The sequence below is a fragment of the Pedobacter sp. UC225_61 genome, from assembly GCF_044452285.1.
Lineage (GTDB): Bacteria > Bacteroidota > Bacteroidia > Sphingobacteriales > Sphingobacteriaceae > Pedobacter.
Genome location: NZ_JBIOAL010000001.1, coordinates 670,792 through 694,149 on the forward strand (window position 1 = coordinate 670,792; position 23,358 = coordinate 694,149).

General features: G+C 32.2%; 24 protein-coding genes. 14 read left to right on the plus strand and 10 right to left on the minus strand.

Annotated features, from left to right (window positions below):
* Positions 1-14 precede the first annotated feature (14 nt).
* From ACHMWN_RS03240 to ACHMWN_RS03255, 4 genes are read left to right on the plus strand one after another with little or no spacing between them, the layout of a single operon-like run.
* The gene (locus ACHMWN_RS03240) at positions 15-569 is read left to right on the plus strand and encodes an NUDIX domain-containing protein (RefSeq protein ID WP_397297696.1); all 555 of its coding nucleotides are present in this window, start codon (positions 15-17) and stop codon (positions 567-569) included.
* A complete protein-coding gene (locus tag ACHMWN_RS03245) occupies positions 569-1,276 on the plus strand; it encodes a family 16 glycosylhydrolase (RefSeq protein ID WP_397297698.1) in 708 nt (235 codons plus the stop codon). Before ACHMWN_RS03240 ends, ACHMWN_RS03245 begins: the two co-directional genes overlap by 1 nt.
* Positions 1,277-1,279: 3 nt before the next feature.
* Positions 1,280-2,020 carry a lysophospholipid acyltransferase family protein gene (locus tag ACHMWN_RS03250; protein ID WP_397297700.1) on the plus strand — a complete coding sequence of 247 codons (741 nt, stop codon included), beginning with the start codon at positions 1,280-1,282 and terminating at the stop codon, positions 2,018-2,020.
* A gap of 4 nt (positions 2,021-2,024) precedes the next feature.
* Entirely contained in the window at positions 2,025-2,903 is an 879-nt protein-coding gene (locus tag ACHMWN_RS03255; protein ID WP_397297702.1) for a TraB/GumN family protein, read from the plus strand.
* Between the two features lie 85 nt (positions 2,904-2,988).
* On the opposite strand, the gene ACHMWN_RS03260 is transcribed toward ACHMWN_RS03255, so the two are convergent.
* A complete protein-coding gene (locus ACHMWN_RS03260; protein WP_397297704.1) occupies positions 2,989-3,738 on the minus strand; it encodes a LytR/AlgR family response regulator transcription factor in 750 nt (249 codons plus the stop codon).
* Complete coding sequence (locus tag ACHMWN_RS03265; protein ID WP_397297705.1) at positions 3,735-4,766, minus strand: sensor histidine kinase; 1,032 nt, start codon at positions 4,764-4,766, stop codon at positions 3,735-3,737. The genes ACHMWN_RS03260 and ACHMWN_RS03265 overlap by 4 nt, the downstream gene beginning before the upstream one ends.
* 249 nt (positions 4,767-5,015) lie before the next feature.
* On the opposite strand from ACHMWN_RS03265, the gene ACHMWN_RS03270 reads away from it, so the two are divergent.
* From ACHMWN_RS03270 to ACHMWN_RS03285, 4 genes are all read left to right on the plus strand, one after another.
* Positions 5,016-5,189 carry a hypothetical protein gene (locus ACHMWN_RS03270; protein WP_397297707.1) on the plus strand — a complete coding sequence of 58 codons (174 nt, stop codon included), beginning with the start codon at positions 5,016-5,018 and terminating at the stop codon, positions 5,187-5,189.
* A 2-nt stretch (positions 5,190-5,191) separates the two neighbouring features.
* Complete coding sequence (locus ACHMWN_RS03275; protein WP_397297709.1) at positions 5,192-6,100, plus strand: ABC transporter ATP-binding protein; 909 nt, start codon at positions 5,192-5,194, stop codon at positions 6,098-6,100.
* Position 6,101: 1 nt separating this feature from the next.
* Complete coding sequence (locus tag ACHMWN_RS03280; protein WP_397297711.1) at positions 6,102-6,896, plus strand: ABC transporter permease; 795 nt, start codon at positions 6,102-6,104, stop codon at positions 6,894-6,896.
* A 350-nt stretch (positions 6,897-7,246) separates the two neighbouring features.
* Positions 7,247-9,472, plus strand: a complete 2,226-nt coding sequence (locus tag ACHMWN_RS03285) for a S41 family peptidase (RefSeq protein WP_397297713.1) — start codon at positions 7,247-7,249, stop codon at positions 9,470-9,472.
* Between the two features lie 25 nt (positions 9,473-9,497).
* Here ACHMWN_RS03285 and ACHMWN_RS03290 read toward each other — a convergent pair whose 3' ends face one another.
* Both ACHMWN_RS03290 and ACHMWN_RS03295 read right to left on the minus strand, forming a co-directional pair.
* A complete protein-coding gene (locus ACHMWN_RS03290) occupies positions 9,498-10,193 on the minus strand; it encodes a LytR/AlgR family response regulator transcription factor (RefSeq protein WP_397297714.1) in 696 nt (231 codons plus the stop codon).
* Positions 10,190-11,854, minus strand: a complete 1,665-nt coding sequence (locus tag ACHMWN_RS03295) for a histidine kinase (RefSeq protein ID WP_397297716.1) — start codon at positions 11,852-11,854, stop codon at positions 10,190-10,192. The genes ACHMWN_RS03290 and ACHMWN_RS03295 overlap by 4 nt, the downstream gene beginning before the upstream one ends.
* A 109-nt stretch (positions 11,855-11,963) precedes the next feature.
* Between ACHMWN_RS03295 and ACHMWN_RS03300 the strand changes: the two genes are divergently transcribed.
* Positions 11,964-14,342, plus strand: coding sequence for a TonB-dependent receptor domain-containing protein (locus ACHMWN_RS03300; RefSeq protein ID WP_397297717.1), 2,379 nt, complete (start codon positions 11,964-11,966; stop codon positions 14,340-14,342).
* An 81-nt stretch (positions 14,343-14,423) separates the two neighbouring features.
* Here the strand turns inward: ACHMWN_RS03300 and ACHMWN_RS03305 are convergent, their stop codons facing one another.
* Positions 14,424-15,782, minus strand: coding sequence for a M20/M25/M40 family metallo-hydrolase (locus tag ACHMWN_RS03305; RefSeq protein WP_397297719.1), 1,359 nt, complete (start codon positions 15,780-15,782; stop codon positions 14,424-14,426).
* Positions 15,783-15,963: 181 nt separating this feature from the next.
* Here ACHMWN_RS03305 and ACHMWN_RS03310 point away from each other — a divergent pair, with 181 nt between their 5' ends.
* Positions 15,964-17,562: a M28 family metallopeptidase gene (locus ACHMWN_RS03310; protein WP_397297720.1), complete on the plus strand. Its 1,599-nt coding sequence runs from the start codon at positions 15,964-15,966 to the stop codon at positions 17,560-17,562.
* A gap of 52 nt (positions 17,563-17,614) precedes the next feature.
* On the opposite strand, the gene ACHMWN_RS03315 is transcribed toward ACHMWN_RS03310, so the two are convergent.
* The 4 genes from ACHMWN_RS03315 to ACHMWN_RS03330 all read right to left on the minus strand — a co-directional run bounded on the left by ACHMWN_RS03315 (position 17,615) and on the right by ACHMWN_RS03330 (position 19,120).
* Complete coding sequence (locus ACHMWN_RS03315) at positions 17,615-18,058, minus strand: hypothetical protein (protein ID WP_397297722.1); 444 nt, start codon at positions 18,056-18,058, stop codon at positions 17,615-17,617.
* 44 nt (positions 18,059-18,102) lie between these two features.
* Positions 18,103-18,399, minus strand: a complete 297-nt coding sequence (locus tag ACHMWN_RS03320; protein WP_397297724.1) for a hypothetical protein — start codon at positions 18,397-18,399, stop codon at positions 18,103-18,105.
* A 171-nt stretch (positions 18,400-18,570) separates the two neighbouring features.
* Entirely contained in the window at positions 18,571-18,795 is a 225-nt protein-coding gene (locus ACHMWN_RS03325; RefSeq protein WP_397297725.1) for a response regulator transcription factor, read from the minus strand.
* Between the two features lie 28 nt (positions 18,796-18,823).
* Positions 18,824-19,120: a hypothetical protein gene (locus ACHMWN_RS03330; RefSeq protein WP_397297727.1), complete on the minus strand. Its 297-nt coding sequence runs from the start codon at positions 19,118-19,120 to the stop codon at positions 18,824-18,826.
* A gap of 223 nt (positions 19,121-19,343) precedes the next feature.
* Between ACHMWN_RS03330 and ACHMWN_RS03335 the strand changes: the two genes are divergently transcribed.
* The 4 genes from ACHMWN_RS03335 to ACHMWN_RS03350 all read left to right on the plus strand — a co-directional run bounded on the left by ACHMWN_RS03335 (position 19,344) and on the right by ACHMWN_RS03350 (position 21,856).
* Positions 19,344-19,808: a hypothetical protein gene (locus ACHMWN_RS03335; protein ID WP_397297729.1), complete on the plus strand. Its 465-nt coding sequence runs from the start codon at positions 19,344-19,346 to the stop codon at positions 19,806-19,808.
* A 41-nt stretch (positions 19,809-19,849) separates the two neighbouring features.
* Positions 19,850-20,464 carry a hypothetical protein gene (locus ACHMWN_RS03340; RefSeq protein ID WP_397297731.1) on the plus strand — a complete coding sequence of 205 codons (615 nt, stop codon included), beginning with the start codon at positions 19,850-19,852 and terminating at the stop codon, positions 20,462-20,464.
* Positions 20,465-20,559: 95 nt separating this feature from the next.
* Positions 20,560-21,213: a sensor histidine kinase gene (locus ACHMWN_RS03345; protein ID WP_397297732.1), complete on the plus strand. Its 654-nt coding sequence runs from the start codon at positions 20,560-20,562 to the stop codon at positions 21,211-21,213.
* 4 nt (positions 21,214-21,217) lie between these two features.
* Positions 21,218-21,856 carry a response regulator gene (locus ACHMWN_RS03350; RefSeq protein WP_397297734.1) on the plus strand — a complete coding sequence of 213 codons (639 nt, stop codon included), beginning with the start codon at positions 21,218-21,220 and terminating at the stop codon, positions 21,854-21,856.
* Here ACHMWN_RS03350 and ACHMWN_RS03355 read toward each other — a convergent pair.
* Positions 21,848-23,251, minus strand: coding sequence for an MBL fold metallo-hydrolase RNA specificity domain-containing protein (locus tag ACHMWN_RS03355; protein ID WP_397297735.1), 1,404 nt, complete (start codon positions 23,249-23,251; stop codon positions 21,848-21,850). The genes ACHMWN_RS03350 and ACHMWN_RS03355 overlap by 9 nt on opposite strands.
* Positions 23,252-23,358: the final 107 nt, after the last annotated feature.

A 23,358-nucleotide genomic window follows, 5' to 3' on the forward strand; every position in this document is an offset into this window, starting at 1 on the left:
CGTATCTTGCGGCCATGAGCATTAGTAACCCTTGGAAAGTTTTAGAAAGTCAAAAAATTTACGATAATAACTGGATTTCTTTAACAGAACATCAGGTACTAAACCCATCTGGCGGGGCAGGAATTTATGGTGAAGTGCATTTCAAAAATATGGCTATTGGCATTTTGCCTTTAGATGTAGATTTAAACACATGGCTAGTTGGACAATATCGTTTTCCGATAAAAGAGTACAGTTGGGAGATTGTAGAAGGCGGTGGGCAATTACAAGCAGACCCTATAGAAAGTGCTAAAAGAGAACTCGCTGAGGAAACTGGATTGACTGCAAAACGTTATACCGAAATTCAACGTATGCATTTATCAAACTCAGTAAGTGATGAATTAGCCATTATTTATTTGGCTCAAGAGTTACAATTAGGAGAATCATCTCCAGAAGAAACTGAGGAATTAATTATTCGTAAAATGCCATTTAATGAAGCTTATCAAATGGTTATGGATGGTAAAATTACAGATAGCATTAGTGTAGCAGCTATTTTAAAAACTCACATATTAATACAGGAAGGCAAAGTTTAATGCGTAAAATATTTTTATTGTATTGGTTGTTAGTACTTTTAACAGTAAGTGGTTGTGGTACTGTATCAAAAATGACAAAAGAAACATTTATAGATAATTTTACTAGCAATTTAAAAGCGAATTGGACGATTGAAAATCATACGTTTGAAAATAATTTAGCTCACTTTTCTGCTAAGAATGTTGCTATTAAAAACGACGAATTAATTTTATCCTTAACAAAGGAAAAATTTCACAAAAAAGAATATGCTGCTGCTGAAATAAGATCAAAAAAAGCATATTTGTATGGTAAATTCGAGGCGAGAATTAAAGCTACAGATGCTTTAGGATGTATTACTGCATTTTTTTTGTATCAGCCAGCTGGAGATAACCAAGAAATAGATTTTGAAATTAGTGGAAAATCTCCAACTGAAATAACGTTAAATAATTGGATAGATAAAACATCTCATGACAAACTAATCCTACTTGATTTTAATACTACTGCAGCATTTCATGATTACGCAATCATTTGGTCTCCTAATGAGATTAAGTGGGAAATAGATGGTAAAATTGTGCATTCTACTACAACAGCTATTCCTAACAAACCAATGCATGTTATTTTTAATCTTTGGGCCACAAAATCTGTAAATTGGGGTGGGAATATAGAACAAGCAACCCTACCAACGAAAGCATATATAGATAAGGTTAAATTTTATACCTATATTAATTAACAAATGAAAAAATTACTAGGCTACATTTTTACACCGATATTTTACTTTTTCTTCTTTTCATTGCTTTGCATTTTCCACCCTATACAATGGATTTGTTATCGCTTTTTTGGATATAAAGCACATAAAGTTTCTGTAGACGTTATGAATTTTTTCTTAACCTACTGCAACTGGTTTTTATTAAACTCAGTTACGTTTACCAATCAGCAAAATTTACCAACGGATAGGCCAATTATCTTTGTGGCAAATCATCAAAGTATGTACGATATTCCAGGATTAATCTGGTATTTGCGTAAATATCAACCTAAATTTATTTCGAAAATTGAATTAACAAAAGGGATCCCTTCAATTTCATTTAATTTAAAATATGGTGGGGGTGCAAATATCGATCGCAAAGATAGCAAACAAGCTATTTCAGAAATTATCAAATTGGGCCGTAGGATGAAAGAAAATAATTGGTCGGCAGTAATATTTGCAGAAGGAACGAGAGCGAAAGATGGTAAGATAAAAACGTTTCAAGTCGGCGGTATAGCTACACTTTTAAAAGTAGCATCGAATGCTTTAGTGGTTCCGGTTGCAATTGAAAATTCATGGAAAATTGTTCGTTTTGGTAAGTTTCCATTAAACATTGCTAATCCAATTAAATGGACGGTTTTAAAACCAATAGATCAAACCGATAAAAATGCAGAAGAAATAACCTTAGCTGCAGAAAATTCTATACGAGAACAACTACATCAATCCATATAATTTCATGAGATTAATCAACTACTTTTTAATCTGTTTTTTAAGCCTCGGTTTTACCGTAAATGCACAAACTAAAAAAACAGAAAATACTTTATTATGGGAGATTTCTGGTAAAGATTTGAAAAAGCCATCTTATTTATTTGGCACTTATCATTTAATAGGGAAAGAATTTGTAGATACAATGAAAGTAGTAAACGAGAAACTGAAATCAGCAGATGTTGTAGTTGGAGAATTAGTGATGAATGATTCTGTGGCAATTAAACTTTCTGATTATTTCATGATGAAAAACAACACATTGGATCATTTATTAACCAAAGATGAGTATAAAAAAGTAGAAGATTTCTTTAAAGAAAAAACACCAGAATTTGACCTTAAAAGTGTGAATGCTTATAAGCCCAATATGATTTCTATCTTCATTACTTTGTTTAATTCATCAGAAATGGAAATTCCAGAAAAAGGTATCGACGAAAGTTTTCAGGTATTTGCAAAAGAAAACAATAAGAAAGTAATTGGCTTAGAAACCGCAGCATTTCAGGGAGAACTTTTATTTGGTAATGATTTAGAAAAACAAAAGAAAGCGCTTTTAAAAGCTATACAGGAAAACGATAAAAACAAGATAAAAGTAAAAGAGCTGTATCAGTATTATATTACTCAAAACATGGAAAAGATGAATGGATTTTTCAAGGAAGAAGATGAAGATTCAAAAGAGTTTATGAATGATATGCTGATAAATAGAAATAAAAATTGGCTGAATCAATTACCTGATTTAATAAAAAACAATTCTCTCTTTATTGCAGTTGGCGCAGGTCATCTAGTAGGTGATAATGGCTTAATTAAAGGTTTACAAGCTAAAGGGTATACGGTTAAACCAGTCGCAACGAATTAATAACAAAGATGCGTCGCCCTGAATTCATTTCAGGGTCTTTCATACAATTTAGATGCTGAAATAAATTCAGCATGACGGAACTTTTCTAAATATTCTTACCGTCAATCAATTTAAAGAATTCATCTCTGTATGTATCTCCTATCGGGATGATTTTACCTGCAATTAAAATTCGACTACGCTCAATACTTTCGATTTTATCTAATGCAATAATATACGATTTATGCACTCGGATAAACTCTCCTTTAGGTAAGGTTTCTTCCATTTTCTTCATGTTTTGAAGTGTAATTATTCGTTCAGTTTTGGTGAAAATAGAAATATAGTCTTTTAGTCCTTCGATGTATAAAATATCATCTAACTGAATTTTTTGAATTTTATGTTCTGTTTTAACAAAAATAAAATCTTGCACTGGAGCATTAGTATGATTGTTATTTTGCGGAGCAACAGGTTCTGGAGCAGTAGCTGCAACAGGCTCAGATTTTAATAATTGATTACGAACTTTCTCTACAGCTTTGTAAAAACGATCAAAAGCAATCGGTTTTAATAAATAGTCTGAAACATTTAAATCATAACTTTCTAAAGCATATTGCGAATACGCCGTTGTTAAAATATAATTTGCTTTTCCACTAGCTATTTTCAAAAATTGAATCCCGGTTAAATCTGGCATTTGAATATCTAAAAACACCAAATCTATCCCTCCTGCTTGCACTAATTGTAATGCTTCAATAGCATTTTCAGTACGTTTTACAAGCTCTAAAAAGGGAACTTTAGATACATAATCTTCAATAATATCAAGCGCTAATGGCTCGTCATCAACAGCAATACATTTTAATATCATAAGTCTAGCATCAATTCAGTAGTGTAATGTGTAGCCGAATTTACAATATTTAATTTATACCTATCGGGATAAAGTAATTGCAATCTTCGTTCTACATTATTTAATCCAACACCACCCATGGCGTCTTTATTGGTTTTACTTTTTTTATTGCTCACACTAAAGTGAAGTATCTTTTGGTTCGCAATAATATTTATTTTAATCGGATCTTCATGGTCATTTGCAACACCATGTTTAAATGCATTTTCTACAAAAGAAATTAAAATTAGCGGCACAATTTGTTGTCCATCTATTTCTCCATTTATGGTAATTTCTACCGCAGCTCCATCCTTAAATCTCAATTTTTGTAATTCTACAAAACTTTGAACGTATTCTACTTCTTTATTTAAATCTACCCAGCTATCGTTACTTTCATAAATCATGTAGCGCATAATTTCAGATAGTTTTAAAATAGCATCTGCAGTTTTCTCTGATTTTTGATACGCCAGTGAATAAATATTATTTAAAGAATTAAATAAAAAATGTGGATTAAGTTGAGATTTTAAAAACTGTAATTCCATATCTTTTTTCTCACTCTCTAAATTGCGTTGTATGCGTTCATTAGAAAACCAATCTGTAGCAAATTTTAATAGAGAACTGATCACCACAAAAAAACCTGTTATGAAAAGCGCTTGAATTAGGTAATGATCGTAAGATTGCATTTCCTTTTTCTTATTCGGACCCATATGTTCCAAAATAATTTCAGGGTACATGATTGCAATTCCCAACTTTAAAATTACTGCAACAATAATTAGCCCTACTAATAAAAACAAATACAACCACGTTTTTTGACGTTTTTTTATGATATCTGGAATTAAAATAAGGGAGTTGATGTAAAATAAAGAAACGTTTATAATACCATAATAACCAAATTCTACCAATAATTCAAACCAAGATACTTTGTGTGAACTATTTAAAATTCCAAAAGTAATCATGGTAATGATTAGCATCCAAAAAATGAGATTTACAATTATTGCGCCTTTACTTCTCATGCGTGTATTATTTTAATGTGCGTCTATTTAATCCAAAGTAAATATTTCATTTATTTTAAGCTATCACTTTCGACGAACTGGCATTTTTTTTCTACCAAAAGGCTAAATATAACAACCAGTTACAAAACTATTCATTTTAACCGTTTATCTAGAATAATATGCACTTGGTCTAAAACATTTTAGCAGTACTTTTTTAATTATTCTATTTGTTTCAACAAAACGAAACAACACAACTTAAATAGAAGAACCATGAAAAAGTTATCAAACGTATCGCCATTCTTACTTTTATTATTTCCAGTATTTATCATGATGGTATTAGCTTTTGCAACAAGCACAAGTACTACTCAAAATGATGAAGTTGCTTTAAAAAACACTACACCAACAAACACTATTGTTAAAGCAACAGCTGCAATTTTAAAATAAGCATGAGCAATTTCGCAATAGAAACAGTAGGCTTAACCTATAACTTCGGTTCACAAACCGTTGTTAAAGATTTATCACTACAAGTACCAAAAGGAAGTATTTATGGTTTTCTTGGGCCAAATGGTGCTGGAAAGACCACAACCATAAAAATTTTATTAAACCTTTTAAAATCTCCTGCAGATCAGGTATTTATTTTCGGAAAAGAAATTAATGCAAATCGCATTGCGAGTTTAAAACGTATGGGGGCTTTAGTAGAGCAACCTGCAATTTATGGTCATTTAACAGGAAAAGAAAATTTAGTTAATCGTTGTATCCTTTTAGGAATTAAGAGAAGCAAATATGCTGAAATGTTAGACATAGTTGGTTTAACGGATGCAGCTAACAAAAAGGCGGGTAAATATTCTTTAGGGATGAAACAGCGTTTGGGTATAGCTTTGTCTTTAATATCTGATCCTGAATTATTATTGTTAGATGAGCCTACGAATGGTTTAGATCCCAATGGGATTATTGAAATAAGAAACTTGATGATTGATTTGACCACTAAACATGGCAAAACCATTTTAGTATCAAGCCATTTATTAGCTGAGATTGAAAGAACTGCAACTCATGTTGGTATCATTAATAAAGGGCAATTATTATTTCAAGGAACAATAAATGAATTGCAAGATTTGAGTAAGCCATCAGTAAAAATTGAAACTGATAACCAAGAAAAAACTATTGCCACTTTAGTAAGTGCGGGAGCAGAAATTGTTCAACAAAGTGAGCAAACGGTATCAGTTACTTTTAAAACAAAAGCTGAAATGGGAAACATGAATACCTTGTTAGTTCAAAATGGCATTACTGTTTTTTCTATTGGTAAGGAAAGAAAAGACCTTGAAAATTTATTCTTAGACATTACTTCAAAAAATTAACATGCGCTCACTATACATATCCTATTTTTCAGAATTTTATAAATCTCGCAAAACACTTGCTTTTTGGGCAGCAATCATTTTACCAATACTTATTTGCGGCCTTATTGCATTTGGCTTCTACTCTGGATCTGACAAAGTATTAAAATATAATTATCCTGGGTTAGCACTTTGGGCACAATATAGCGGTGCTGCATTAAATGTAATGGGAATGCTTATTTTACCATTTTATGTAATGTTTATGGCTTTTTCTGTAAACAACATAGAACATAAAAACGATACTTGGAAAACACTTTTTTCTCAACCCTTAAACAAGTTTTCCATTTATGCAGCTAAATATCTGTATGCATTAACCTTATTATTTATTTGTCTTTTTCTATTCGCAGCCTTAACCCTTGCAACAGGCCATTTAATTCAACTGTTAGTTCCGAAATATACTTTTAATGATTATAACCCCATATTGATTTTAACTAAATTCTACACAAAGTTATGTTTAGCATCATTAGGTATTTTATCTCTACAATTTATTTTAAGCTTAATATGGTCTGATTTTCTTAAACCAATGGGTATTGGGTTTGTTGGTACTATTGCAGGTATCATCACCGCTAACGTTGGTTGGAAACATGCTTACCTTATTCCATATAGCGATCCAACTTTGGCATTGAGAGTTACTAGAGCAAAAGGTGCAAAGATTGAAGACTTTCCAATATTTACACAAGAAATTTGGGTAAGTGTAATTTTTGCAGCAGTCATGTTTATCGTAGGGTATTTCATTTTGTCTAAAAGAAATATCAAATAAAGATTTTAGTTTAGTTTTTAGTTTAGTTAAGGGTGGTGGATGCTACCCTTTTTTAGTTTATAGTGAGTAATAGTCAATCAACAAAGAGTAATTGTAAACCTATAATGAGCCATTGTAAAACAACAATAAACAATTGTAAAACAACAAATTAACTGAAGTTTTAACTATGTTATAAAATTAAATTATCTTTCCCTTAAGCTCTTTGTGTTTAGATCTGCCTATTCGAATAATCTAGCTATTCAAGATGTTAGCGAAGAGCATCACAGAATATCTCAAACAGCAGGGTTAACAAAAATTAACTTTTGTGCTTGGAAATAAATTCAATCTTTGTTAAAGATAAACTGGATGCCATGCAAAAATATCTTTTACCTCTTCTTCTGCTAATAACTAACGCCTGTTCTGCGCAAACTAGTATTAATGGAAATTTTGAGAGCATAGACTCAAAAACCAATAAACCTGCAGGTTGGACTTACGGCTTTGATAAAGCACAAGAATTGGCCTATCTAATTAAATTAGATAGTACAATAAAAAAAGAAGGCAATTACAGTTTTTCGATCGAAAGAAAAGGCAAAGAAGCAAACAATGGAGTAATTGATTATAGTATACCTAATAATTACGAAGGCAAAGTAATTGATTTGGTTGGTTACATGAAAACAGAAGCGGTTGCCAATGGCTTTGCTGGTTTATGGCTAAAGCTAAATGACCAAGATGGACAAATGATTAAGGTAGATTACATGCAAAAGCAAGCGATAACTGGCACCAACGATTGGGAGCAGTATGTGATTAAACTCGCTTATGATGATCAAGTAAAAACCATACATATAGGCGGCTTACTTGTGGGCGATGGTAAAGTTTGGTTTGATGACTTACAAGTATACATTGATGGTAAAAAGATTGAAACCTTAAAACCTCGTATTTTATCTGCCGCAGAAACAGATAACGAGTTTAACACGAATTCTAAAATAGAAACATTTGTCCCAAACAATCAGCAGATTACAAATCTTGCTATAACTGCCCAATTCTGGGGCTTTTTAAAATATCATCATCCTGCTGTTGCCAAAGGAAACTATAATTGGGATGCTGAATTATTTAGATTATTACCATCTGTTATTTCAGCAAAAAACAATACCGATTTAAGTGTAGCATTAGAGAAATATTTGGATAAATTACCTAAAGTTGAGGTTTGTAAATCTTGCAACACAGAGGTAAAAGGAAGTACAATAAAACCAAACTATGGAGATTTATTGTCGGGTAAAGTTTTAAGCAAGGCATTGACTGAAAAAATTGACTTCATTCTACAAAATGCCAACATTAAAGAGAATTATTACATCACATTTAAAGGCGGTGCTGGCAATCCTATATTTCAACATGAAAGGTCTTACACTACAATGAAATATCCTGATGCCGGTTATCGCATTTTGAGTTTGTATAGATATTGGAATATGGTAAATTATTTCTTTCCATCTACAAATTTAATGGAGAATAATTGGAATGCCGTTCTAACTAGTTTTATCAATCCATTTTTAGAGGCCAAAACTGCTAAAGAATATACATTAACTACGATTAAGTTAATTGGCGAGATCTCTGATACCCACACCAATATTTATGGTTATAACGATGTATATGAAAAAATTAAAGGGGAAAACATCACGCCTTTTAGGGCTCAGTTTGTAGAGAATAAATTAATAGTTACTGGCTTTTATAGTGATACACTAAATATTAAAAATAAAGTTAAACTAGGTGATGAGATATTAACCATAAACGGTGAAACAGTAAATAACTTGATTAGTAAATATAAATCAATACTTCCTGCATCAAATAATGATGCTTTACTAAGAGATTTGCCCAACACTTATTTGTTAAGAAGTGATAGTGCTTCCTTAAAATTAAGCGTGAAAAACAATATAGGTATAAGTGATATTAATATTCCAATGGTAAACGTAAGATATTCTTATAAAAATCTTAATTACACCAAGCCAACAGGCCATTTTTTATTAAATGATAAAATCGGCTACGTTTATCCAGCTAAATATAAAAACTCTGATTTACCTACCATTAAAAAGTTGTTTGAAAGAACAGAAGGAATTGTAGTAGATATGCGTTGTTATCCATCAGATTTTATGCCTTTCACTTTTGGCGACTATATTAAACCTGTTAAAACACCATTTGCTAAGTTCACAACAAGTAGCGTCGCTCATCCTGGATATTTTAGTTACACAGATAATGTGAACAATGGTGGAAGTAAAAATACCTATAAAGGCAAAGTGATTGTAATTGTGAATGCAGAGAGCCAAAGCCAAGCTGAATATACTACTATGGCATTTCAAAGTTCTCCAAATGTCAAAGTATTAGGTAGTCAAACTGCTGGTGCTGATGGTAATGTTTCACAGATTACATTACCAGGTAATATCATAACCTGTTTCTCTGGCTTAGGAGTTTTCTACCCAGATGGCACAGCCGCACAAAGAGTTGGCGTTAAAATAGATTACCATATAAAACCTACCATAAAAGGAATAATTGAAGGAAAAGACGAGTTGCTTGAAAAAGCTGTTTCTCTTTTAGAAAAAGGATGGTAGATATTACTTTTTTATTTTACAGCGACTAAATTATCTTTTCCTTAAGCTCTTTATACTTAGATCTGCCAATTGGCAATAGTTCTCCATTTTTTATGAGCAATCCGTATTTACTGCCAGGCTGAACAATTATTTTCTCAGCCAATTTTAAAGAAACTAGATACGATTTGTGAATGCGGTTAAAGGAATTAGGTAAGAGTTGTGCTAAAGTTTCTAAAGATTTATCGTGTAATTCATGATTTCCATTTTTCAAATGTAGTTCACTATAAATTCCAGCACCTTTAATGTAGAGCAAATCTTCAATATCTATCAGCTTAATGTTTCCAGCTTTTTTCACAGCCAAAAATTTAAGCGGTTCATTATTTATTTTTGGTTTGTTTTTTATCCTTTTAAAAGCCTGATTTAACCTAAGTTCATCAAATGGTTTGGGTACAAAATCTAATACACCATATTCAAATGCCATGATTGCTTTATCGGTATAAGCAGAAACAATAATGGTATGAAATGATTTTGAGACTACAGATTCCAATAAATCAAAACCATTTTCTCCATTTAAATTTAAATCTAATAGTAAAAGATCAATTTCATTATTTTCTATATGAGTCATTCCTTTTTGAACAGAATCGCAACTAGAAATCACAGAATTTTGTTCAAAAAAACTAGCTGCCATTCTTTGTAATCTTTTGGCAATTCGAGCCTCATCTTCAATTATCAATACTCTCATTTAGTATAAATTTTAATAATCGAAATCCAACCTTGATCATTTTCATTAGATTTAAATTCCCAATTATCACTATAACTTTCTGTTAGTCGAGCTTTGATGTAAATAAATCCATTACCTCCTGCTCTTGGTTTAACTTTAACCCTATTATTTGCAAAGGTTTCAAAAGCATATTGCTTGTGTTCAAGAGTTGATGAAAATGACAATTTAAACTTCATACTTCCATCTTCTAGTGGGCTGCTATGCGTAATTCCATTTTCTAAAAGTGTGTGAAATAATGCTGGCGAAATAAATTCATTTTCATCTATACCAGTTTCTTCCCATTGATAGTTTATCTCTTTACGAAATTGCATGACTGATAAGTGTTTTTTGCAAAGTTCAATCTCTTGTCTAATCGGAATAAGAACCTGTTCTGATATATCATTAATAATATCGAATTCATCGGCCAATGCCTGAATAAAAGCTGTTCCTTCTTTAGGTGATTCTTCTACCCAATCTATTAAAGAGGTAAGTGTATTTTTTATAAAATGAGGTTGGATATTCTTTTTAATTAACTCTAATTGTAGCTTAGAAGAAAGTAATAGTGAGGACTGATATTCTTCTTCTATTATTTTCATTTGAATGGTATTCAAGTAAAGCATACATAAAACGATTATACAGAAACTGATAAATAAGCTAAAATCATAATATAAATATTGATTAATTAACACTCTTAAAAGTAAGCCGATTAATACAATTATTGCTCCCTTTTCTTTTTGATAGATGGCGTTAAAAACGATAATCAAAGAGAAAATCCACATGGTTAGGCTATAATAAATAGCGGTGATATCGTAATGTCCAAAGTTTAAACTATAAATCAACACCAATGTTATAAACAGCAAACTCATCACTGTTTTTTTCCATTTAAACTTAAATTGGATTGCAAAATATAAGGGCACTAACATGGCAAGTGCAAAAGTTATCCAGCCTATAAATTCCAATCGTAAGAAAAAACGCGTATAAGGTATTTCTACATAATATTTGATATATTCTAAAATCAGCAATGCGAAAAATAGAAAGCAAATCAAAGCAAAAATCAAAACGGTATACTGCCTAGTTCTACTATTGATGTATAAGAAAATATAATAAATGGCTGCAATTAGAAAAGCGCCAGCTATTAAATTCATAAATGATGTGATAATTAACGGCCGTTTAAGTAAGTTTTCATAACTACTTAAACCAACTCCTACACTGCGTTGAACATCACTTAAATACGATTGTGAAACTCTAAGTGCTACAAGGTGACTTCCTGTTTGGGCTAATGAATCTGGTATACTAAAATAACTGGTTGCATTACCAGGAACTTCAGCTTTGCTGCTAATTACATCGCCATTTTTGCCGATAAATTTTCCATCCCAATATAGCTCAAAAGCGCCAAAGGCTTCAACTTTTAATCCCAATTGTCCTACTGGTTTCTTGGTTAAATCGACCTTAGTTCTTACCCAAAAAATATTCTTTCCAGTATTGCCACGTTCGGTTGACCAATTAGCATCGTCAATATCTTTCTTTGCCCAAGATGAATCATCTCCTGTTTTAAAAACTGGCGGATAATCTTTAAAACTGATATCTGGTCTACAAGAAGTAAGAAAGCATATCGCTAGAAAAAGAAAAAGGTAATTCTTCATTCATCAAAGATAATATATAGCATGCTGAGAAAAATGCATTTCAAAAGGACATAGAGCAGTTCACATGGTTTTCTGCAATTGGGTAATTGTTGTCGTGTAAACTTGTGCCATGAAACGACTTTTCTTCTTTATCATCATCTTATTTAGTTGCGCTATTGGTAAAGCCCAACAATCAATCACAATACACGGAACAGTACAAGAGCAATCTTTTAAAGACCCATTGATGTATGCAACCGTTCGTATAAAGAATGCGAAAGCTAAATTATTAGCCGCAACAATTACAGATGAAAAAGGAGCATTTAAATTAGAATTTATTCTAACTGATAGTGCAACATTAGAGTTTTCATTAGTAGGGTATCAAACCTTAGTCAAAACACTTAGCAAATCTAATATGGCTGTTAATTTAGGGATAATCAATCTTCAACCAGATGCTACTTTATTAAAGGAAGTTGCGATAAACGGTGAACAGCCATCAATCAGTTTAAAGCTAGACAAGAAAATATTTCAAGTTGGAAAGGATGTTTTATCTCAAACAGGTTCCTCTTTAGATGTGCTTAATGGTGTACCATCGGTAAGTGTAAGCCCATCTGGAAGTGTGAGTTTAAGAGGAAATAGCAACGTTTTGGTATTAATTGACGGCAGGCGTTCTGGATTTACTCAAGGAAATGCTTTAGACCAATTACCAGCAGATCAAATAGAACGAGTAGAAGTAATTACAAATCCTTCATCACGTTATGATGCAGCTGGTTCTGCAGGAATTATCAATATTATTTTAAAGAAAAACAAAAAATCTGGATTAAATGGACAATTAAGTTTGGTTGCTGGAATACCAAATGAAACTAAAATTACACCAAGTTTAAATTACAAATCATCTAAAATTAATTTGTTCTCTACCTTCGGTTTACGTTATTCTGATTATAATGGATTGTATATTTCTGATCAGTCTACAAATGATGCAGGTACTATCAATTTGCTACATAAAAGGCAAGACGAAGATCGCCATGACGATGCGAAGATGTTATATGTTGGTGGAGACTTTCTACTTAATAATCATAATACGATTACCGCTGCATTTTTAAACAAAACCACAAATGATCACGATAAAACAAGTTTGCAATACGATTATAGAAAGAAAGGACAGGCTTTAGATAGTACATTATTGCGTACAGGAGAATCGTGGGAGAAAAGGAACTATAATCAATTAGAGTTTAACTACACCAAAACATTCAATCAGCCAAATAGAAAATATACAGTTGATATGCAGTACGATTTTTGGAATAGCGATAAGGATTGGAATTTATTTACTCGAAAATTAGCGCCAACTACTACTGCTTTTCCAGGTGTTAGAACGAGTTCAATTGGTGCTAGTAAGGATTTTATGTTGCAAACAGATTATGTGCATCCTTTAGATAGTGTTTCAAATGTAGAGTTTGGCATTAAAGCAGAAAAACGAAGTGTAACTAGTGATTTTAAAGCTGAACGACAAAACAGCAACGATTGGGAAATATTGGATGGCATTAATAATCAACTTATTTACAACGAATTAATTGGAAGTGCTTATGTACAATTTAGCAGTAAATGGAATAAAATAGCCTATCAACTTGGGTTGAGAACTGAACTCACTAAAATTGGTTTAGAAGATAGGGCGGGTACATTTAATAATGATAAAAGCTACACACGTTTTTTTCCAACGCTTAACTTAACTTATCCATTTAGCGAAAATGCTTCATTGCAGGCTAGCTATAGCAAAAGAATTAATAGACCTTCTCTGTTTTCATTATATCCTTTTAATGAATTGACTGATTTCAATGCTCAATACGTAGGTAATCCTAATTTAAATCCATCTTATGCAGATATAATAGAACTAGGGTTTCTAAAAAATTGGGGTAAGCTAACATTCAATCCTTCTTTATATTACCAAAACAATAAAAACATCGTTCAAGATTATACCTATAGAAATTCTGATGAGCTATTTATTACAACACCTATTAATATAGATGGAGAAACACGTGGTGGAATTGAGCTTTCAATGTTATACAATCCATATCAATTTTTGCAATTTAGCATGGAAGTAAATGCGTACCATTTTAAGCAAAAAGGGTTTTACGCAAATCAAGATTTCAATTATAACGGTAAAATCTTAACGAGCAGAATTAGTGCACAACTCAAGTTGCCTAAAAAATTAAGTTTTCAAGGGCGATATAATTTTACAGGCGCTCAAAATAATGCACAAAGTAGAACGGCAAGCATTCATAATATAGATTTTGGCGCCGCAAAGACATTCTTAAAGGATAAAGCAAGCTTAATTTTTGATGTTACAAACTTCTTTAATCTCAAAAAGTTCGAAACTACAACAAGAGGTAACACTTATTTACTTTCACAAGTAAATAGTCCAAATGCAGCTCGTTATCGTTTAACTTTTGTATATAAATTGAACTTAAAAGAAAACCAGGGTGTACGACAAGCAAAAACGGGAAATAGGAATTAGCAGTTGAGTTAATTTGAAGATTTACTTTTGCATTATAAACTTTGACAAACTACTTTCAATTCTATAAGTTTGTCAAAGTGACTATCTCCCTGCTTTTGGAATAATCACTAAACTTTCGTGCCCATTTTCATCTACAGATTGAACGCCGAAATAATAATTGTCTTTCGAGTAGGACAATACCGCTGAATTTTCTTTTACAAAGAATTTTTTCTCCCAAAACGGACTTGTAGTTTCTCGCATTAAAACATAATAGCCTGCTGGAGTTTTTCCTTTCGGCGCATCCCATTTTAAAGAAGTTTTATTCGTTAATCCTGAAGTAAGTACAATAACATTTTCAGGTTCTTGAGTTGATAAACCTAAATTTGCCATGGTTGATAAATTCATTCGTGTTACTTTTTGCAGATAATTATAATCTACATATTCAGGTAAGTCACCATATTTAAATCCATTTTCGGTTCTAACATCTTGATGTTGGCGATTAAAATCTTCATTCATTTCGGTTATCCGCACTGCGGCAAAACCTTGTTGAGAAAATGGAGTGTGATCCCCACCACGTAAATAACGATCTCTTCTGTAAATCAATTTTACTTCTAATTGGTCAACATAGCGCTCTGCAACTTCTTTAATATATCTAGCCGCCTGACGAGCTTTTCCATCGTTTTCAGTTCCAGCAGCTATTCTAGCCGCAGCCTGAGCTGGTGTTTCTAAAGCAGAAACTCCTTCACTAAAAACACGTACACTTTTATTGTCTTTCAAATCGGTTTCCATACCGTATGAATTGCCAACAATATCATTATTCATTAACAAATGAACATTCCAACCTTCTTCCTTAGCTCTTTTAGCCAAATTTGTTGCGCCATATAAGCCTTGTTCTTCCCCTACCATTGCAATAAATACCAATGTGCAATTAAACTTTTGCTTACTCATTACTCTACACATTTCTAGTACAGCAGCTACACCAGATGCATCGTCATTTGCACCAGGAGCAAAATCTTTGATATTCATTACATCGGTAACTCTCGAATCATAATGACCAGAAACGAGTAACATTCTCTTATCATTCGGATCTGTTCCTGGCAAAACAGCTATTACATTCTTCAATACAACAGGAGCAGTAATTCTTCTGCCGTCCGCAGCTTGAGTAAACGTATCATAAGAAACTTGAAGTCTGCCACCACCTGCCGCACCATATTTTTCGAATTCACTTTTAATCCATGTTCTAGCAGCACCAATTCCTGTGGTTTTGCTTAAGGTATCACTTAACGTATGTCTAGTTTGAAAAGACACTAACTTCTTAATGATTTGCTCTAGATTTGTCGCAGATACTTCATTTACCATTGCGGTAATATTCGGATCTCTAGTTATTGTTTTCTGTGCACCAGACTTTTCCGAAAAAAGAATAACAACTAATAAAAGGAGGAAATATTTTGTTCTGAACATAATAGGGGCATGTAAAAATGTGAATAGAAAGGTACAATTATTTATCATTAGTTGTAAATTCACAAACAACAACGTTACTTAACTAATTATTGAATTAAGATGAACCCTTGCAAACTAGTAGACCAAAATACACCAATTGGTTTGTAATAACTTCATTTCTATTAAACAACAAATTAAAATTATGATGAAAAAATTTACTTTTAGTGCATTAGCTCTAGGCTTATGCTTTTCTGCATTTGCGCAAGAGCCTGTAAACACGGCTATTGTTCAAAAAATAAGAACAGAAGGCTTAGAGAAATCTAAAGCGATGGACATTGCATTCCATATCACAGATGTTTCTGGACCACGTTTATCTAACTCTCCTGGCTTAAAAAGAGCACAAGATTGGGCAGTTAAATACATGAAAGAAATGGGCTTGAAAAATGTTCATTTAGAAGCTTGGGGAGATTTCGGTAAAGGCTGGCAAGTAGATAAATTTTATGCTGCTACCACATTGCCATATTATCATGCTATTATTGCTTCACCAAAAGCATGGACTCCTGGTACAAATGGCTTAATTAAATCTGAAGTAGTTTTAGTTAAAGCGGATACAATTACTGATTTAGCAAAATACAAAGGCAAATTAGCAGGTAAAATTGTAATTTTAGATCAAGGAACTCCAATTCGTAGCAGTGACAAACCTGAGTTATTAAGATCAACTGACGAGCAATTAGCAGAAATGGCAGCTGCACAACCACAAGCTGCTGGTGGCAGACCACAACGTGCTGCTGCACCTGGTGGAGCTGGCAATAACCAAAGAGCTGCAATGATGAGACAATTCGCTATACGTGCAGCATTGGATAGTATGTTATTAGCTGAAAAAATCGGATTAAAGTTAACTCAAGCTAGAGGTAGTTATGGAACTTTCTTTACCAGTAATGGTGCTTCATATAAGTTAGATGCTAAACCTGTTTCTCCAGAATTAGAAGTTGCAGGTGAAGATTATTTACACATTTTACGTTTATTACGTGGCGGAGAAAAAGTAGAAATGGAAGCTGATATCAAAACTTCATTTTACGATAAAGATCCAAAAGGATATAACGTAATTGGTGAAATTCCTGGAACTGATCCAAAATTAAAAGATGAAATTGTAATGCTTGGTGGTCATTATGACTCGTGGCATGCTGGAACAGGCGCTACAGATAATGCTGCAGGTTCTACTGTAATGATTGAAGCGATGCGTATTTTAAAAGCAATTGATTTTAAACCAAAACGTACTATTCGCATTGCATTATGGAGCTCAGAAGAACAAGGTTTATTTGGTTCTAGAGGTTATGTTGCTGAACATTTTGGTACGCCAGCATCTCCAGCAAGACCAGCAACTGCAACTACTCCAGAAATTGCCGCAAAAGAATTGGCATTAAAACCTGGGCATGAAAAATTAAGTGCTTATTACAATTTAGACAATGGTACTGGAACTATTCGTGGTGTTTATTTGCAGGGTAATGCTGCTGTTAAAGATATTTTCCAAAGCTGGTTAACTCCTTTTGAAGACTTAGGTGCAAAAACAATAACGATTGGTAATACAGGTGGTACAGATCACTTAGCTTATGATGCTATAGGTTTGCCTGGTTTCCAGTTCATTCAAGATCCTATGGATTACAACACACGCACGCACCATTCTAATATGGATACGTATGATCGTTTAGTGGAAGATGATTTGAAAAAATCTGCAACAATTGTAGCTTCTTTCGTTTATCATACTTCTGAAAGAGCAGAAAAATTACCAAGAAAACAATAATAATGCTAACTATACAAAAAAGCCTCCAATCGGAGGCTTTTTTTACTACTAACTATTTGTTTAACGCCTTATATCGTTCTCCGTAAATTACAGCTTGCCCTTGATCTGTGAGTACAGTTACTCCCATTAAATCGTAACTATTTACTGGATAATTACCATTTTTTCCATCTAAGTATTGTATAAGCAAGGTATATTGATATCTTCCATTAATCCCTTCGGTTTTTCTTATCACACCTTTTGCATCACAATCAATCCAATATTTAATAGAGATTGGGGGAACCATATGTGGCTGAAAAGATCCCGTTCCATCGGCATTTAATACAACTTTTGGTTCTCCTTTCTTTTCGTATAAATATTCACCAATAATTTCCTTTGGGATTTTCTTGCTGACTGTATACTTTGTTCCTTTTAAATCTATTGATATCACATCGCTTTGAGCAAAAACAAAGCCCAATGAAAAGATTAGAACTACTAAAGTGAGGGTGATTTTTTTCATTTTGATTTACTATTAAAATGTTTGCTTATACGTCGGCTAATATTTTAGAAAGTGTTACAATCAATACTTTTCCATTGTGTTGTTAACTGAGTAATTTGAGATTTTGTTGCAGCATCGCATTTTTCAAATTTTTTAATTAAATCCAGCGAAGCTGTTTTTAAAATATTGCAATTACTTCGTGTTGGGCTGTTGCCAAATGTTACTGCTTTGTTATAATAGGCTTTTGATTCTGCGTCAGTAAAGGTGCAGGCAGAAGATGTTACTTCATCTTCAGGTTTACATTTGGCAAACAAGATTACTGTACAGCATAGAATTACAATTTTGAGAGAGAAATTTTTCATGATTTTTTTTTAATTTGATGGTTATATTTTTAGAAAAAATTAAAATGTTAACTTATTAAATGAATTGACCTTAATTTTATATCAAAAGAAGAAGATATAGTACTAGCAAACAATACCTAAAAATGAGTATTTATTGCAGTTAGAAAGACATTCAAAGTTGGAGATATCTCTTTAAACAGAAAGCATTCTTTCTTTAAATGCCCATACTATTAATTGGTGAGTGTTTCTTAAGCCCAATCTCTTTACCATGTTTCGACGATGAGTTTGCACTGTAAGCTCGCTAATAAAAAGTTGTTCGGCAATTTGCTTGCTGTTATAACCCATGCCAACCATATATAAAATTTCTAGTTCCCGTTGAGTAATATGTTCAGCTTTGTATGATATATCTAACGTCATAAGTTAATTTTTCTAACGTATTTATTGTTTAGAAACTATTGCAATCAATACTATTCCATTGTTGTGTTAGTTGAGCAATTTGTGATTTTGTAGCAGCATCACATTTTTCAAATTTTTTAATTAAATCCAGCGAAGCTGTTTTTAAAATGTTGCAATTACTTCGTGTTGGGCTGTTGCCAAATGTTACTGCTTTGTTATAATAGGCTTTTGATTCTGCGTCAGTAAAGGTGCAGGCAGAAGATGTTACTCCATCTTCAGGTTTACATTTAGCAAACAAGATTACTGTACAGCATAGAATTGCGATTTTGAGAGAACAAATTTTCATGTTTTTTAATTTGAATGATTGCGTTTTTAGAGTTAATTGATTTTTAAACTTTTAATGCAATCAAATTTACCCCAGTAATTTTGCCAATTTTAACGCCTAATTGCCCTTTTTAATAAGGTGTTTTTACGGTAATTCAATAAAGCAATTTTACGGTTGCTAATGCGCTGGGAATTAATGAATTTTAGAAATAATAAATCAAACATTCAACTAAAAACTATTTACAATGAGTGATCAAAAACAAAACGCTAAAAAATCTAAATCTGCCGATATTGAATGGGCACAACAAATGGTTAGTGCTCATAAAAAAGCCGAGAGAGGTAAACCTGGTTATACCCGTTCAGTTTGGTTTTCTATTCAACAAATGCAAGGTTTAATAAATAGAATTGCGAACGAACCTGATGCCGATGGTGTAAGAATTTATTTCGGAAAATATACTAAAGCTGTAATTGATAATGTGAATTCTAATTTACCTCAAGGTGAACCAAAAATCCCTAGTAATTATGTTGATCGCAATACTGTGATATTTGTTTCAACAAAAAATACGAATGGCATACCTATGCGTGATTATGTTGAAAATGCACTTTTTTCTGAACCTCAAAATAGAGGTGCACTTTGTCCACCAGATACTGGTTGTGATTGTACAAGCGATATTATTGACCCTAATGATCCTGATACTAACTGCCCATGATTTCAATAATCAACATTATTATTGAGCTATCTTGCTTCATTATGGCAATAGTCTTTTTAAAAGGGGATGATTTATTATTCTCAAAAGTAACAAAAGGTTATTTAGCTATTGTAGTAATTATAGAAACGATAGGCTTTTCAATGTCTAAAGGTTTCCATCTTAATAATGCATGGTTGTATAATATTTTTATAATTTTTGAAGCTACATATATCTCTTACGGGCTATATGTAGCTTTAAATAAATTAACTAACAAAGCATTAGTAATTTGCACTATCCCGATAATTACATTTATCATTACCTATATATTTGAAATCTATACCCATGGTTTTCTGAAATTTAATAGCTTAACCATAAATATAGAATCTGTTCTTTTTGTAATTGTAAGTTTAATTTATTTCAATTTACTTATTAAACAAAAAGATCCAATCGACCTAAATACTAACGCACAATTTTGGTGGGTTTCGGGTGTTTTATTTTACTATTTTGGTAGTACTATCTATAATTTATTTATTTACTTTTTGTATCAAGATTTTCCTAAATCTTATACGATTTTAATTTACGTAATGCTTATTTTAAATTTACTACTATATAGCATTTGGATTTATTCTTTTATATGCAATTCACGTCAACGGAAGTTATTGTTATCATCATATTAGCAACCTTTATTTTTTTGTTGGCTCCATTATTCCTACTAATTTATATAGGGGCATATAATGTGCGTAAAAAAAAGGATTTGGAGGAAAAGCGCAATATGCAATTAGAATTTGAATCGGAACTTCTCAAAACTCAAATAGAAGTACAAGAGCAAACTATGCAAACCATTGCATCTGATTTGCACGATAATATTGGTCAACTGCTAAGTTTAACTGCGCTTACTTTAAGTTCAATTAACTTAAAAGAGCCTCAAAAATTAGAGAAAAAAGTTTCTGAATCAATCGGCCTAGTAAATAGTTCTATTAAAGAGTTAAGAGGCTTGGCCAAATTAATGAATGGCGAACTTATTGTTCAAACCGGCTTAGGTAAAGCTATAAAACAAGAAATTGATCGGTTAAAAAAGATAGGTACCTATAAAATAAAAGTTAAAAACGAATTACTCGATATCGAAATTTCATCGCCGAATAAAGACCTTATTGTTTTACGACTACTTCAAGAAATTATAAATAACATCATTAAACATGCGCATGCTTCACATATAGAAATTGAGGTTTATAGCATTAGCGATGTACTCTATTTAACAGTAAAAGACAATGGTATTGGCTTTGATTATGAAACAGCAAAAACTCAAATTAAAGGAATTGGCTTATCTTCAATTCATAATAGGATAAAAATGATTGATGGCAAAATCAATATACAGTCAAATCCAAGTGATGGAACGCTAACTACAATTGAAATTCCTTATCCATAAAATTATGCTAGAAATTATTAATATAGCTGTTGTAGATGACCATACTTTGTTCCGCTCTGGACTTGCAAATCTATTATCAGAATTTGAGGAAATCAATGTTGTGATTGAAGCCCAAAATGGTGCAGATCTACAAGAAAAAATTAAAACCTTTGAAGAAGTTAAAGTGATTTTAATGGATATTAATATGCCAATAATGGATGGATATGCGACTACTAAATGGATAAAAGAAAATTATCCACAGGCTCATGTTATAGCATTAAGTATGTTTGAGGATGAAAAAGCAATCATTGGAATGTTAAAAGCCGGAGCGGGTGGTTACCTACTAAAGGAATCAAAACCTTCTGAATTGCTAACTGCGATAAAAACCATTGCCGAAAAAGGATTTTACATCAACGATTTGGTGTCGGGGAGGTTATTGATTTCATTAAAAAATGAAGATGCAAAACCCATATTTTCTGAAAAAGAATTAATATTTCTTCAATATTGCAGTACCGAATTAACATACAAGGAAATTGCATCAGAAATGAATATTAGTCCACGAACGGTAGATAATTATCGAGAGTCACTTTTTGCAAAATTGAATATTAAATCAAGAACTGGTTTAGTGGTTTATGGCATAAAAAATAATTTAATTTCAATTTAAATCAAATTCCTGGTGCCTATCTGGAATTTCTACATTCAAAAATCCTTTTGCAATTAATTTTTGTGCAAAAATCTGCTGCACATCATAATCACCATGTACTAAAAATACTTTTTTAACTTTTGCAGGATTTTGGCAAGACATAAATCGAAGTAAATCTTCATAATCGCCATGTGCGCTCATAGATTGTATGCTTTGTACTTCGGCAATAACTTGAAATTGCTCACCATAAATACTTACCTCTTTTGCGCCATTTTTTAATTGTCCACCTAAAGATCGTGGCTCACAATAGCCAACCATTAAAATTGTATTCTTACGATCACTAATATTGTTTTTAATGTGATGTTTAACTCTTCCTGCTTCGGCCATGCCAGACGCCGAAATAATTATACAGGGATCTGGATTAGAATTTAATGCTTTAGATTCTTCTGCATCTTCTACATAATGTAAGTTTTTAAAATCAAATGGCTCATCATCAACTTTTAAAACCGCCAAAACATCTTGATTATACCCTTCGGCATGATTTTCTACTATTTGTGTAGCTTTTGCAGATAATGGACTATCGACATATACTTTTACATTAGGCAATTTTCCTTCTAAACTTAAATTATTTAAAATGTATAAAATTTCTTGAGTTCTCCCAACGCTAAAAGCCGGAATAATTACTTTACCTTTTTTCTCTACACACGTTTTTAAAATCACAGCTAACAAAGCTTCTTTTGTTGGTTGCGCATCTTTGTGTAGTTTATCACCATAGGTGGATTCTAATAAAATATAATCAGCTTGAGGAAATTCTTCTGGAGATTTTAACAACAGATCTCCATATTGTCCAACGTCACCGCTAAAACTCAATCTTGTAGTTTTTCCATCTTCTACAATAGTTAAATGAACAGATGCACTACCAATTATATGTCCAGCATCTATAAACTGTACTGTAACGCCATCCATCAATCTTGTTTCTGTGTGGTAATCAACAGCTACAAAATAGTCCATCGCTTGCAATACATCTTCTTCTTCATACAAAGCCTCTTCCAATGGTAAACCGCGTTGTTGTAGCTTCTTATTTTTGTATTTTAAATCGCCAGCTTGAATTTTAGCAGAATCTAACAACAATATTTTACTTAAATCTTTAGTGGCCGATGTACCAAAAATCGCTCCTTTAAATCCTTGTGCAATTAAACGCGGAATTAATCCACTATGATCGATGTGCGCATGAGAAAGCACCAAAACATCAACTTCAGCAGCATTAAAACCGAAGTTTTTATTCATTTCGTCCGTTTCCTGTCCCATGCCCTGAAACATTCCACAATCCAATAATATTTTTTTCCCGTTGTTTAACGTAATTAAATGTTTGCTCCCTGTAACGTTACGAGCTGCACCATGAAAGGCTATTTTCATACAGATGAAATTATTTTTGAATAATATAGAAAATAATTAATGAAATATTTTGAAAACTAAAATATTAGTTTTAAGTTTATGTTATATTATTTATATGTTAGGGCTTA